At 72.4% G+C, this 12,702-nt stretch carries 11 protein-coding genes; 5 read left to right on the top strand and 6 right to left on the bottom strand.

From position 1 onward, the window contains the following. Positions 1–24: 24 nt before the first annotated feature. A complete protein-coding gene (locus ACSMXO_RS02325) occupies positions 25–807 on the bottom strand; it encodes a methyltransferase domain-containing protein (RefSeq protein WP_455416529.1) in 783 nt (260 codons plus the stop codon). A 46-nt stretch (positions 808–853) separates the two neighbouring features. Between ACSMXO_RS02325 and ACSMXO_RS02320 the strand changes: the two genes are divergently transcribed. From ACSMXO_RS02320 to disA, 4 genes are all read left to right on the top strand, one after another. Beyond that, on the top strand, positions 854–1,693 hold the full coding sequence (locus ACSMXO_RS02320) for a UbiA family prenyltransferase (RefSeq protein WP_455416528.1): 840 nt from the start codon (positions 854–856) through the stop codon (positions 1,691–1,693). A gap of 179 nt (positions 1,694–1,872) precedes the next feature. Continuing rightward, the gene (locus tag ACSMXO_RS02315) at positions 1,873–2,592 is read left to right on the top strand and encodes a hypothetical protein (RefSeq protein ID WP_455416527.1); all 720 of its coding nucleotides are present in this window, start codon (positions 1,873–1,875) and stop codon (positions 2,590–2,592) included. A gap of 84 nt (positions 2,593–2,676) precedes the next feature. Beyond that, positions 2,677–4,122: a DNA repair protein RadA gene (gene radA / locus ACSMXO_RS02310; RefSeq protein ID WP_346259051.1), complete on the top strand. Its 1,446-nt coding sequence runs from the start codon at positions 2,677–2,679 to the stop codon at positions 4,120–4,122. A 235-nt stretch (positions 4,123–4,357) separates the two neighbouring features. Further along, positions 4,358–5,539 carry a DNA integrity scanning diadenylate cyclase DisA gene (gene disA / locus ACSMXO_RS02305; RefSeq protein WP_346259052.1) on the top strand — a complete coding sequence of 394 codons (1,182 nt, stop codon included), beginning with the start codon at positions 4,358–4,360 and terminating at the stop codon, positions 5,537–5,539. 69 nt (positions 5,540–5,608) lie between these two features. Here disA and ACSMXO_RS02300 read toward each other — a convergent pair whose 3' ends face one another. The 3 genes from ACSMXO_RS02300 to ACSMXO_RS02290 form a co-directional block, all read right to left on the bottom strand. Beyond that, on the bottom strand, positions 5,609–6,286 hold the full coding sequence (locus ACSMXO_RS02300; RefSeq protein ID WP_455416526.1) for a hypothetical protein: 678 nt from the start codon (positions 6,284–6,286) through the stop codon (positions 5,609–5,611). Between the two features lie 138 nt (positions 6,287–6,424). Continuing rightward, positions 6,425–6,982: a peptide deformylase gene (locus ACSMXO_RS02295; protein ID WP_455419151.1), complete on the bottom strand. Its 558-nt coding sequence runs from the start codon at positions 6,980–6,982 to the stop codon at positions 6,425–6,427. A gap of 617 nt (positions 6,983–7,599) precedes the next feature. Continuing rightward, positions 7,600–8,112, bottom strand: a complete 513-nt coding sequence (locus ACSMXO_RS02290) for a glycine cleavage system protein R (protein ID WP_346259054.1) — start codon at positions 8,110–8,112, stop codon at positions 7,600–7,602. 156 nt (positions 8,113–8,268) lie between these two features. On the opposite strand from ACSMXO_RS02290, the gene ACSMXO_RS02285 reads away from it, so the two are divergent. Continuing rightward, positions 8,269–9,156: an HhH-GPD family protein gene (locus ACSMXO_RS02285; protein WP_346259055.1), complete on the top strand. Its 888-nt coding sequence runs from the start codon at positions 8,269–8,271 to the stop codon at positions 9,154–9,156. Between the two features lie 78 nt (positions 9,157–9,234). Here ACSMXO_RS02285 and ACSMXO_RS02280 read toward each other — a convergent pair whose 3' ends face one another. After that, positions 9,235–11,766 (bottom strand): ATP-dependent Clp protease ATP-binding subunit, encoded by a 2,532-nt coding sequence (locus ACSMXO_RS02280; protein WP_346259162.1) that lies wholly within the window; start codon positions 11,764–11,766, stop codon positions 9,235–9,237. 558 nt (positions 11,767–12,324) lie between these two features. Further along, the gene (locus ACSMXO_RS02275) at positions 12,325–12,675 is read right to left on the bottom strand and encodes a histone-like nucleoid-structuring protein Lsr2 (RefSeq protein WP_318396815.1); all 351 of its coding nucleotides are present in this window, start codon (positions 12,673–12,675) and stop codon (positions 12,325–12,327) included. Positions 12,676–12,702 lie beyond the last annotated feature (27 nt).

The raw sequence follows: 12,702 nt of genomic DNA, 5'->3' as shown, positions 1-12,702 counted from the left end.
GGTCGGCCGGTGCTGTCGCCCGCCCTACCCCTGCCTGGCACCCCACCCCTGGTAGAGCACCGCCGCCGACCAGGTCGGCACGATCCGTGGCGCGTTCCCGCCGGCCGGGCCGACGCGCCGGACGGCCCGGCGCAGCAGCCAGCGTGCCGTCCCCCAGACCGCCGGCCGGATGCCCCGGATCCGCAGCGCGATCCCGTGCCGGGCGCACTCGCGGACCAGCTCCCGGGCATCGACGAAGAGTCGGGGGTCGTGGATCCCCCTCGGTACCCCGGGGAAGAGTTCGGCCACCCGTACCGCCAGCAGCCGGCTCAGCGCGGTGGCGTTGAGGGTGTCCAGCACCAGCGTGCCGCCGGGCCGGAGCAGCCGGGCCGCCTCGGCCACCACCCGCCGCCAGTCCGGTACGTGCTCCAGCACCTCGCCGGCGGCCACCACGTCGGCACAGCCGTCGGCCAGCGGCACCGCCCCGGCGTCCCCGTTCACCGGGGTGACCCCGTGCGCGGCGGCCTGGGCGAGCGCGGAGCGGACCAGGTCCACCCCGACGTGCCGGTAGCCCTTGCCGGCGACCCGGGGGGCGAGCAGCCCGGCGCCGCAGCCGAGGTCGACCAGGACCGCCCCGGGGCGGGCGGCCGGCGGCACCAGCGCGGCCCGCGCGTCGGCCAGCCAGTGCAGCATCGCGAAGGCGCCGTCCGGCTGCCACCACTGGTCGGCGAGGTCGTCGTACTGCCGGGGATCGTTGCGGGGCAGCCGGCGGACCCGGCTGCCGGGCACGACGGCCTCGGCGTCTGCCCTGGTCCGCGCTGTCTGCATGTGATCGAGCCTGGCACGACCGAGCGGTAACAACCAGACTTCCCATATGTCGCATGTGGTGTTAGGGCTGGTCCGGGCGAGCCACCCCGAGCCGGCGGTCGCGGTGACCACCGTCTCGGCCCTGCTCGCCTGGGGCGTCGGCCACCCGCCCGGCGGCATCGCGGCGGTGGCCCTCACCGTGCTGGCCAGCCAGCTCGCCATCGGCTGGGTCAACGACCGGCTCGACGCCGACCGGGACGCCGCGGTCGGCCGCCGGGACAAGCCGGTGGCCAGCGGCATGATCAGCCGACGGCTGGTCGGCACGGCAGGGGTGCTGGCCGCCGTACTCACCCCGCTGCCCGCGCTCACCCTCAACCTCGCCGCCGCCGGGGCGGCCACCCTCGCCCTGGTCTCCGCGCTGCTCTACAACTGGCCGCTGAAGTCCACCCCGCTCTCGGTGCTGCCGTACGCGGTCTCGTTCGGGACGTTGCCGGCGGTCGTCGTACTCGGACTGCCCGGCGCGCCGGCCCCGCCGGCCTGGCTGGTCGCGGCCGGCGCGCTGCTCGGCGCCGGTGCGCACTTCGCGAACGTGCTGCCGGACCTGGCCGACGACGAGCAGACCGGGGTGCGCGGCCTGCCGCACCGGCTCGGCCCGGCCGGCTCCCGGCTGGCCGCCGCCGGGCTGCTGCTCGCGGCCACCGCGACCCTGGTGGTCGGGCCGCCCGGGCCGCCGTCCTGGGCCGGCCTGACGGCGGTCGCGGTCGCCGCCGTGGTCCCGGCGCTCGGCTGGTACGCCAGCCGGGCCGCCGCCGCCCGGGGTGACCGCCCGGTGGCCGTCTTCCGGGCCGTCATGCTCGTCGCGCTGATCGATGTGGTGCTGCTGGTGACCAGCGGTCGGGTGGTCTGACCCGCCCCCGCCGCCGGCCGGTACCGCCCGGGCGGGCCGGGCCGGGATACCGGGTCGGCGTACGCGAGCCGATCACCGCCCACTACCCTGGAGCCCGTTGGGCCCGGGTACGGCCACGGTGCCCGTTCCGCCGACCCGGGGATCGCGACGGCGACCGGGATCGCACAGAGGAGGACCAGGTGACGCGCTCGATCAGGGGGGCTCGGCGAGCCGCTGCGGTGCTGGCCGGTACGGCCACCGCCGCCACCCTGCTGCTGTCCGGGTGCGGTGCGGGCCAGATCGCCGAGACCGCCGCCAAGGTGCCCACCAGCGTCGGCACCAACGCGCAGTCGGCCGACAACACCTTCAAGGTCCGCAACCTGTCGATCGACTACCTGAACACCCAGGGCTATCCGGCCGGTGCCGACGCGCCGATGAACGTCGGCCTCTACAACGACTCCGGCGAGGCCGTCACGGTGCGGATCAGCTCCGCCGGTGCCCGTTCGGTGGTGCTGGCCGGCGCCTCCGCCGCGCCGACCCCGGCCGGCACCGTCTCGTCGAGCCCGTCGCCGACCACCGGCAGCCCCTCGCCGGCGGCCACCTCGGGCAGCCCGGAACCGGGCGGCTCGCCGTCGGCGACCCCGACCGAGGGTGCCGCCACCACTCCATCCCCCACGGCGTCCCCGACGCTGCCGGCCGAGATCCGGATCCCGGCCGGCGGGTTCGTGATCCTGAACAAGACCGTCGGCAACTGGCTCCAGCTCTCCGGGCTGACCGAGCCGCTGCCGCCGGGCGGCAACGTCGAGCTGACCTTCGACTTCGGCGGCACCCAGGTGCCGGTACGGGCCCCGGTCGCGGTGCCGTTCACGCCGGCCCCGGTCGGTACCCCGGTCGTCGGCGAGGGCGAGGAACACGAGTAGGCCCCGGCACGTCACGACCCGGCCCGGCATGACGTCCGGCCGGGTCGTTCCGGTTCCGTCGTACGGATTGGTTAGCGTGCTCGGGTGACGACCAGCCGAGCCACGCCCCGCCCCGCCACCGGGCGCGGCCGCGCCGCGAGCCGCGACCCCCGCCCCGCCTACGAGTGCGACGCCTGCGGGCACCAACCGCCCAAGTGGGTCGGCCGGTGCCCCGAGTGCGGCGAGTGGGGCGCGGTCGTCGAGTCGACGCTCACCGGTCCCACCGTCTCGGGCCGGGTGGTGAGTTCCCGGGCGCCCGCCGAGCCGGCCCGGCCGATCGCCACGATCAGCGCCGCCCCGGCCCGGGCCCGCCCGACCGGCGTGCCCGAGCTGGATCGGGTGCTCGGCGGCGGCCTGGTGCCCGGCGCGGTGGTGCTGCTTGCCGGCGAGCCCGGGGTCGGCAAGTCGACGCTGCTGCTCGACGTGGCCCAGCAGTGGGCGGCCGGAGCCGGCAGCCCGTCGCTGGTGGTCAGCGGTGAGGAGTCGGTGAGCCAGGTCCGGCTGCGGGCCGAGCGGATGAGCGCCCTGCACGAACAGCTCTATCTGGCCGCCGAGAACGACCTCTCCGCCGTGCTCGGCCACCTCGACGCGGTCAAGCCGGGCCTGCTGGTGCTGGACTCGGTGCAGACCGTCTCCACCCCCGGCACCGAGGGGGTGCCGGGCGGGGTCACCCAGGTCCGGGCGGTCACCGCCGCTCTGGTCGCGGTCGCCAAGGAGCGGGGCATCGCGACCGTACTCGTCGGGCACGTCACCAAGGACGGCCAGGTCGCCGGCCCCCGGGTGCTGGAGCACCTGGTCGACGTGGTGTTGCACTTCGAGGGTGACAAGCACTCCTCGCTGCGGATGGTGCGCGGCGTGAAGAACCGGTTCGGCACCGCCGACGAGGTCGGCTGCTTCGAGATGCACGAGGGCGGGATCAGCAGCCTCGCCGACCCTTCCGGACTGTTCCTGACCCGCTCCGCCGACCCGGTCCCCGGCACCTGCGTGACGGTGGCGATGGAGGGCCGGCGGGCACTGGTCACCGAGGTGCAGGCGCTGATCGGCGCCACGGTGGCCGGGTCGCCCCGGCGGACGGTCTCCGGGCTGGACAGCGCCCGGCTGGCGATGGTGCTGGCGGTGCTGCAACGCCGGACGGAGCGGCTGACCCTGCACGACCGGGAGGTCTTCGCCGCCACCGTCGGCGGGATCCGGGTGGTCGAGCCGGCCGCCGACCTCGCCGTCGCTCTGGCGGTCGCCTCCGGCGGGCTCAACCTGGCCATCGCACCCGATCTGGTGGCGATCGGCGAGGTGGGGCTGACCGGTGAGGTGCGCAGGGTCGCCGCCGTGCCCCGCCGGCTGGCCGAGGCGGCCCGGCTCGGCTTCAGGTACGCCCTGGTGCCGCAGGGCTGCGGGCCGAGCGCCAGCGGGGTGGCTCCGGAGAACATGCGGGTGATGGAAGTCACCGACGTACGATCGGCGCTGCAGTCCGTGGCGCGGGTGTCGGCCGAGTAACCATACGGTCACACCGTGCTGCGGCTGGCGGCGCGTGGCATGCTTACGGCCGTTGCCACCTGCGCCAAGGCGGGACGGTCACGCCGGGCAAGGCTTGCCAATCAGCTACAAACTGGACACTACGCGGCGGGTCCCAGACGGTACCGACGGCGCGCCGATGGGAGGAAGCAGGCACAGTGGCACGTCACAGTAACCGCGACAGCACCGAACGCAGGGCGGTCCGTAGAATGTCCGAGTGCCGATCGACCGCGACGCGAACCGAACCGCCAGCGCGGCTTCTCCTGTCCGCACCAGCGCCGGCACCTCGGCCCGCCCCGTCGGCGTCGGCATGACCATGAACGGGACGGGGCCGACCGGCGACCCGTTGCGGGCCAACCTGGCGCTGATGGCGCCGGGCACGGCGCTGCGGGACGGGCTGGAGCGCATCCTGCGCGGCCGGACGGGCGCCCTGATCGTGCTCGGCTACGACCGGGTCGTCGAGACGCTCTGCACCGGCGGCTTCCCGCTCGACGTCGAGTTCTCCGCCACCCGGGTCCGCGAACTGTGCAAGATGGACGGCGCTGTGGTGCTCTCCAGCGACGGCACCCGGATCGTCCGGGCCGCCGTGCATCTGATGCCCGACCCGTCGATCCCGACCGAGGAGTCCGGCACCCGGCACCGCACCGCCGAGCGGGTCGCCCGGCAGACCGGCTTCCCGGTGATCTCGGTCAGCCAGTCGATGCGGATCATCAGCCTCTACGTGAACGGGCAGCGGCACGTGCTGGACGACTCGGCCGCGATCCTGTCCCGGGCCAACCAGGCGCTGGCCACTCTTGAGCGCTACAAGCTCCGCCTCGACGAGGTCTCCGGCACCCTCTCCGCACTGGAGATCGAGGATCTGGTCACCGTACGGGACGCGGTCGCCGTGGTGCAGCGGCTGGAGATGGTCCGCCGGATCGCCGACGAGATCGCCGGCTACGTGGTGGAGCTGGGCACCGACGGCCGCCTGCTCGCCCTCCAGCTCGACGAGCTGATGGCCGGGGTGGACGCCGACCGGACCCTGGTGATCCGCGACTACCTGCCCAGCGGGCGCAAGGCCCGGACCCTCGACGAGGCGCTGGTCGAGCTGGACCTGCTCACCGCCACCGAGTTGATCGACCTGGTCGCGGTCGCCAAGGCGATCGGCTATCCGGGTGCCTCCGACGCGCTGGACGCGGCGGTCAGCCCGCGCGGTTTCCGGCTGCTCGCCAAGGTGCCCCGGCTGCCCGGGCTGGTCGTCGACCGGCTCGTCGGCCACTTCGGCAGCCTGCAACGGCTGCTCGGCGCCACCGTGGAGGACCTGCAGGCCGTCGACGGGGTCGGTGACGCCCGCGCCCGGGGCGTACGGGAAGGGCTGTCCCGGCTGGCCGAAGCGTCCATCCTGGAGCGTTACGTCTGACCCCGGCTGCCGGCACCGGTCGGACCGTCCGAACCGGCCGGTTCGGCGGTGCCGGGAGGGTGCCGCCGGTCAGCCGGTGATGGTTATCCGGACCGGGTTACTGAGCTTGTTGCCGAGCCGACCGAAGAGCTGGTAAGTGCCGGCCACCGGATAGGGCCCGTTGGCGACCTGGTTGGCGCACTTGGAGCTTTCCCGCCCGTTCCAGGAGACGGTGTATTCGTTCTCGTGGCTGGGCGGGAACGGCCGTACGTCGTTGGACCGGACCGCGTTGCACACGTCCGACGACCAGACCTTGCGGGCCCCGGACTTGATGTAGAGCTCCTGGAGGTCGGCGCCGACGTTCCGGTTGCAGGTCCGGTCGGACACGTTCTTGATTCTGAGTCGCAGCTCGATCGGCTCGCCCCGCTGCGCGGAGGTCTGCGAGGGCACCGGAGTCACCGAGATCTCCTGGTCGGTGCACTCGTTGTCGACCGGCGGCGGTGCCGTCGGCACCTGACCGCCGCCCGCCGGCTCGACGGAGTCCTCCCCGTCCGCCGGAGGCACGTCGGACGGCTCGCCGCCGCCCGGAGCACCCGACTCCGGGGCGCCCGAGTCGGGAGGGCCGGACGCCGACGGGTCGACGTGTGGGGTGAGCGTGGGCGACGGCCCAGGGTTGGCTGTCTTGCCCCTGCCGGAGTCGTCCGCCCCACCTGTGTTGATGCAGGAGTAGAGCAACACGATCAGGAAGAGCAACATGGCGCCGAGCACGACGGCTCGACGCCGCCAATACACGGCGGGCGGAAGGGGGCCAACCGTCAGACGCATAATGGTTTCACCGTATCGGCACGCGTGGCCCGGACCCCCGCGACGCGCCGGAGGCCCAGCACGCCGTGTCGGCGCTGCCGCTCAAAGATAGACCTTGCGCTGGTAGACCGCGTGCGCGCCGGCCACCCGGTCCAGGAAGAGCCGGCCGGCACAGTGGTCGATCTCGTGCTGGAGCGCCCGCGCCTCGAAGCCGTCGGTGACCAGCCGGACCGCCGCCCCGGTGCCGGGCAGGACCCCCTGCACCACCACCCGGCTGGCCCGCTTCACGTCGCCGGTGAGGTCGGGAACCGACATGCAGCCCTCCCGCCCCGGCCGCCAGCGACTCGCCTCGACGACCTCGGCGTTGCAGAGCACGAAGGTGCCGTGCGAGGTGACGGTCTTGGGATGCCCGGTCACGTCCACCGCGAAGAGCCGGGCCCCGACCCCGATCTGCGGCGCGGCCAGGCCGACGCAGCCGGGTGAGACCCGCATGGTGGCCACCAGGTCGGCGGCGAGCCGCACCACCTCGTCGTCGCAGGGGTCGACGGTGGCACCGATCCGGCTCAACACGCCGGCCGGTGCGGTCACCACCGGGCGTACCGTGCCCTGGTCGCCGAGCAGCTCGGGTCTCCAGTCGCCCAGGCCGCCCTCCTCGGCCACCCCGGAATCGTCCTTCGCCGTCACCAGAATCTCCGGAGGATGTCCCGGCGTTCAGGCCGGGGAGGAATCCGGACTCCGTCAGGAGCGGCCCGGCGGAGCCGGGACGATCCGGAGGCGACGGCCTGGGACCTCCGGCGTGTCGTCTTACTCAACGCCCCTCCTCGGGAGAGCTTCGTACGTGCGTACGGCGTACAAGTGTCGGGGCTACCCGACAGCCGAGCTGGCGTTCCTGTCCGAGGTCTCCTCCGTGCCGTTGCAGCAGACCCTGCGCCACCAGCGCACCGCGTTCGCGAACTTCTTCGCCGGCCCTGCCCGCTATCCGCGCTTCAAGTCCCGCGGCGGCCGCCAGTCGGCGCCCTACACCCGCTCCGCCTTCCGCATCCGGGACGGCGCACTGTACGTCGCGAGGACCGACGGGCGCCTGGCGGTTCGGGACCACCACGCGGCCAAGAACATCCTTGCGGCTGGTCGAGCCGTAGCCGGGAGTCATCCCGGCGATGCCTGCGGAGCTGACGTAAGACAGCAAGGGTTCTCCCTTCTGCGGTCGGCTGGGAAACAGGAACCCCCTGGGGCGCCCCAGGGACTCTCCGCCCCTGAGCTCTACGGCGGGGAGGAAGTCACAGCAGATCCGAGTCGGCTCGCCGCAGGGTGACCTCCACGTCCAGCCCGGCGGCCACCTCGGCCAGCCGGGCGGCGACCTCCTCGGCCGTATCCGGCCGCAGCTCCACCTCGGCGAGGAGGACGTAGAGCGGACCGGTCAACCGGGTGGTCAGGTCGGTGACGTTCCCGCCGGCCTCGGCGAGTACCCGGGTCAGCGCGGCGACGATGCCGAGCCGGTCGGCGCCGTGCACGGCCATCAGGTACGGCTCGCCGAACGGCGTACTCGTCGCTTCGGCGCCGACCTGGCGGACCGTCGCCACCAGCGGGCCGTCCGCGACGACCGGGGCCAGCGCGGCCTCCGCATCGGCACCGGACGGGCCGACGCAGATCAGCGTCATCGCGAAGTGCCCGCGCAACCGGGTCATGGTCGAGTCGGTCAGGTTGGCCCCGACCTGGGCGAGCGCCTCCGTCACGTCGGCCACGATGCCGGGCCGGTCCGGACCGATGACGGTGATCGCGAGCTCGTTCATCCGGGCAGTCTGCCCGATCATCCGCCCCGTCCGCGGCCCGACCCGGCATCCGGCCCACGCTCCGGGACGGACCCACAACCGGCGCCCGGCACGGCCTCCGGGTCCGGCGCCCGGCACGGCCTCCCGCCGCGCCGGCATGACAGGATCGACGGTGCCATGTCGACAACGCAGCTCGCCGCCGACGCCATCCGGTGGTACGACGAGAACGCCCGCGACCTGCCCTGGCGGGAGCCCGGCATCGGGGCGTGGCCGATCCTGGTCAGCGAGGTCATGTTGCAGCAGACCCCGGTGGTACGGGTGCTACCCGCCTGGCGGGCCTGGCTGACCCGGTGGCCCCGGCCGGCGGACCTGGCCGGCGACACTCCGGCCGAGGCGATCCGGATGTGGGGGCGGCTCGGCTATCCCCGACGGGCACTGCGGCTGCACGAGTGCGCGGTGGCCGTGCTGGCGCGGCACGGCGGCGAGGTGCCGACCGGGCTGGCGGAGTTGCTGGCGCTGCCCGGTGTCGGCGATTACACGGCCCGGGCGGTGGCGGCGTTCGCGTACGGGCAGCGGCACCCGGTGGTGGACACCAACGTACGGCGCCTGGTGGCCCGGGCCGTCGCCGGAGAGCCGGATGCGGGGCCGGCGACCCGTCCGGCCGACCTGGTCGCCACCGAGGCGCTGCTGCCGGCGGTACCGGAGCGGGCGGCCCGGGCCAGCGCCGCGTTCATGGAGCTGGGGGCGCTGGTCTGCACCGCCCGGGCACCCCGGTGCGCCGACTGTCCACTGGCCGACCGCTGCGCCTGGCGTGCGTCGGGGCGTACCGCGCCGTCCGGCCCGACCCGCCGCCCGCAGCGGTACGCCGGCACCGACCGGCAGGTCCGGGGCAAGCTGCTGGCCGTACTCCGCGAGACGACCGGCCCGGTGCCCCGGTCCCGGCTGGACCTGGTCTGGTCGGACGACCTGCAACGCTCCCGGGCCCTGGCCGGACTGATCGAGGACGGCCTGGTCGAGATGGTCGACGACACCTGTGTGCTGGCCGGCGAGGGCACTGACGGATAGTCCACGCCACGGAGACGAATTCGGCCCGGTGGCGATTGCCACCGGGCCGAACCGTTTGTTACCTGAGCTGCCGCTCGGCTACTCGTCCGCGCCGGCCGCGGCGGTGTTGCCGAGGTCGGCCGGCACCGCGTCGGGCACCGGGACCGGCTTGTCCGCGCCGCGGAACACCAGCTTGGACTTGTCGACGTTGTCCGGGTCGCCCTCGCAGTCCACGACCACGATCTGGCCCGGGGTCAGCTCGTTGAACAGGATCCGCTCCGACAGGTTGTCCTCGATGTCGCGCTGGATCGTCCGCCGCAGCGGCCGGGCGCCCAGCACCGGGTCGAAGCCCTTCTTCGCCAGGTACTTCTTGGCGTTGTCGGTCAGCTCGAGGCCCATGTCCTTGTTGCGGAGCTGGGTCTCGATCCGCTGGATCATGATGTCCACGATCGAGAGGATCTCGGTCTGGTTGAGCTGGTGGAACACGATCGTGTCGTCGATCCGGTTGAGGAACTCCGGCCGGAAGTGCTGCTTCAGCTCGTCGTTGACCTTCTGCTTCATCCGCTCGTAGTTCGAGTCGTTGTCCTCGGAGGCCTGGAAGCCCATCGAGACCGCCTTGGCCACGTCCCTGGTGCCCAGGTTGGTGGTCAGGATGATGACCGTGTTCTTGAAGTCCACGATCCGGCCCTGGCCGTCGGTCAACCGCCCGTCCTCCAGGATCTGGAGCAGGGTGTTGAAGACGTCCGGGTGGGCCTTCTCGATCTCGTCGAACAGGACCACCGAGAACGGCCGGCGGCGCACCTTTTCGGTGAGCTGGCCACCCTCGTCGTAGCCGACGTAGCCGGGGGGCGCCCCGACCAGCCGCGACACGGTGTACCGGTCGTGGAACTCGGACATGTCGAGCTGGATCAGCGCGTCCTCGCTGCCGAAGAGGAACTCGGCGAGCGCCTTGGAGAGCTCGGTCTTACCGACGCCGGACGGGCCGGCGAAGATGAACGAGCCGGACGGCCGCTTCGGGTCCTTCAGGCCGGCCCGGGTACGCCGGATGGCCTTCGAGACCGCCTTGACCGCGTCCTCCTGGCCGACGACCCGCTTGTGCAGCTCGTCCTCCATGCGGAGCAGCCGGGAGGTCTCCTCCTCGGTGAGCTTGTAGACCGGGATGCCGGTCCAGTTCGCCAGCACCTCGGCGATCTGCTCGTCGTCGACCTCGGACACCACGTCCAGGTCGCCGGCCTTCCACTCCTTCTCCCGCTGCGCCTTCTGGCCGAGGAGCTGCTTCTCCTTGTCCCGCAGCTGGGCGGCCCGCTCGAAGTCCTGCGCGTCGATCGCGGACTCCTTGTCGCGGCGCACCTGGGCGATGCGCTCGTCGAAGTCGCGCAGGTCTGGCGGCGCGGTCATCCGGCGGATCCGCATCCGGGCACCGGCCTCGTCGATCAGGTCGATCGCTTTGTCCGGCAGGAACCGGTCGGAGATGTACCGGTCGGCGAGCGTCGCCGCCGCGACCAGCGCGGCGTCGGTGATGCTCACCCGGTGGTGCGCCTCGTAGCGGTCCCGCAGCCCCTTGAGGATCTCGATGGTGTGCGCCAGCGACGGCTCACCCACCTGGATCGGCTGGAACCGCCGCTCCAGGGCGGCGTCCTTCTCCAGGTGCTTGCGGTATTCGTCCAGCGTCGTCGCGCCGATGGTCTGCAGCTCGCCACGGGCCAGCATCGGCTTGAGAATGCTTGCCGCGTCGATCGCGCCCTCGGCGGCACCCGCACCCACCAGGGTGTGGATCTCGTCGATGAACAGGATGATGTCGCCGCGGGTGCGGATCTCCTTGAGCACCTTCTTCAGGCGCTCCTCGAAGTCACCGCGGTATCGCGAGCCGGCGACCAGGGCGCCCAGGTCAAGCGTGTAGAGCTGCTTGTCCTTGAGCGTCTCCGGCACCTCGCCCTTGATGATCCGCTGGGACAGCCCCTCGACGACCGCGGTCTTGCCGACCCCGGGCTCGCCGATCAGGACCGGGTTGTTCTTGGTACGGCGGGAGAGCACCTGCATCACCCGCTCGATCTCCTTCTCCCGACCGATGACCGGGTCGAGCTTGCCCTCCCGGGCCGCCTGGGTCAGGTTGCGACCGAACTGGTCCAGCACGAGGCTGGTCGACGGCGCGGCCTCGCCCGGCGCGGTGCCGGCCGCTGCCGGCTCCTTGCCCTGGTAGCCGGAGAGGAGCTGGATCACCTGCTGGCGGACCCGGTTGAGGTCGGCGCCGAGCTTGACCAGCACCTGGGCGGCGACGCCCTCGCCCTCGCGGATCAGGCCGAGCAGGATGTGCTCCGTACCGATGTAGTTGTGGCCGAGCTGCAACGCCTCACGCAGCGACAGCTCCAGCACCTTCTTGGCCCGCGGCGTGAACGGGATGTGCCCGCTCGGCGCCTGCTGGCCCTGACCGATGATCTCTTCGACTTGCTGGCGGACGCCCTCCAGCGAGATCCCCAGGCTCTCCAGGGCCTTCGCCGCGACGCCTTCACCCTCGTGGATGAGACCTAGCAGGATGTGTTCCGTACCGATGTAGTTGTGGTTGAGCATCCGGGCCTCTTCTTGGGCCAGGACGACAACCCGCCGCGCTCGGTCGGTGAACCGCTCGAACATGCCCTCGTGCTCCTCACGTGCCGTGCGCACTCGATCTTGATGGTCCAAGCATCGTGGCGGGGCCACCACCCGGACGTCCGGGGCGGACGTCCGTGCTCCCTTACTCTATCGCCGCGAGCCGACTCTCCTGAGGTCGTGTGTTCCCGGAATGAGCCACGTACGCGACGTTTTTCCCAACCGCCCACGCTCAGCGATGCTTCCCAGACCATCCGCTGTACGCGCAGAGCGAAATTCGAGCCCCTGCCCGGGCGACGCGGCCCCGCGTCATCCACAGGCTGTGGACAACTTCGTCCACTGGTTGTGGACAACGCCGGGGTCGCCAGGATGTTCCCGGGTCGGCATGATCGTTCCCCGAGGACGGCGAGCCGCGCGGCAGCACCCCACCCCAACCGGGGTAGTACGCGGCAGGGCCGGAGAGCGACCGGGATCACCGACCGTCGACAAAGCGGACACTTACCCCAATTTACTCATATAGCTCGCAACAGGCAAAGGAGCGCGGGGTGGGTGGACGAGCACTCGTCCACCCACCCCGCGCGAGGGATCAAGGAAGCACGACGCCTAGCGGCCCGCCTTGGCGTGGTACTCGTCCACGATCTCCTGCGGGATCCGCCCGCGGTCGGAGATCTCCTTGCCTTCCTTCTTGGCCCAGGCCCGGATCGCCTTGTTCTGCTCGCGGTCGGCGGTGGCGCCACCCCGCCCCCGTGCGGCACGACCACCGACCACCACGCCGCCCCGGCCCACCTTCGAGCCGGCCGCGACGTACGGGGCGAATAGCTCCCGCAATTTGCCGGCGTTCTTGTCCGACAGGTCGATCTCGTACTGCACGCCGTCGAGCGAGAACTTGACGGTCTCGTCCGCGTCTCCGCCGTCCAGGTCATCGACCAGCTTGTGAATGATCTGCTTGGCCACGTGTCGCTATCCTTTCGAGCAGGTTCG

The organism is Plantactinospora sp. DSM 117369, assembly GCF_053764795.1.
Note: the sequence above shows the minus strand (reverse complement) of the source record. Positions and strands in the feature narration are given on the sequence as shown.

Excerpts from the sequence above, each read along its gene's own strand:
- ACSMXO_RS02325 (WP_455416529.1), bottom strand. The coding sequence starts at position 807 with ATGCAGACAGCGCGGACCAGGGCAGACGCCGAGGCCGTCGTGCCCGGC.
- ACSMXO_RS02320 (WP_455416528.1), top strand. The coding sequence starts at position 854 with ATGTCGCATGTGGTGTTAGGGCTGGTCCGGGCGAGCCACCCCGAGCCG.
- ACSMXO_RS02290 (WP_346259054.1), bottom strand. The coding sequence starts at position 8,112 with ATGAACGAGCTCGCGATCACCGTCATCGGTCCGGACCGGCCCGGCATC.
- ACSMXO_RS02285 (WP_346259055.1), top strand. The coding sequence starts at position 8,269 with ATGTCGACAACGCAGCTCGCCGCCGACGCCATCCGGTGGTACGACGAG.
- ACSMXO_RS02280 (WP_346259162.1), bottom strand. The coding sequence starts at position 11,766 with ATGTTCGAGCGGTTCACCGACCGAGCGCGGCGGGTTGTCGTCCTGGCC.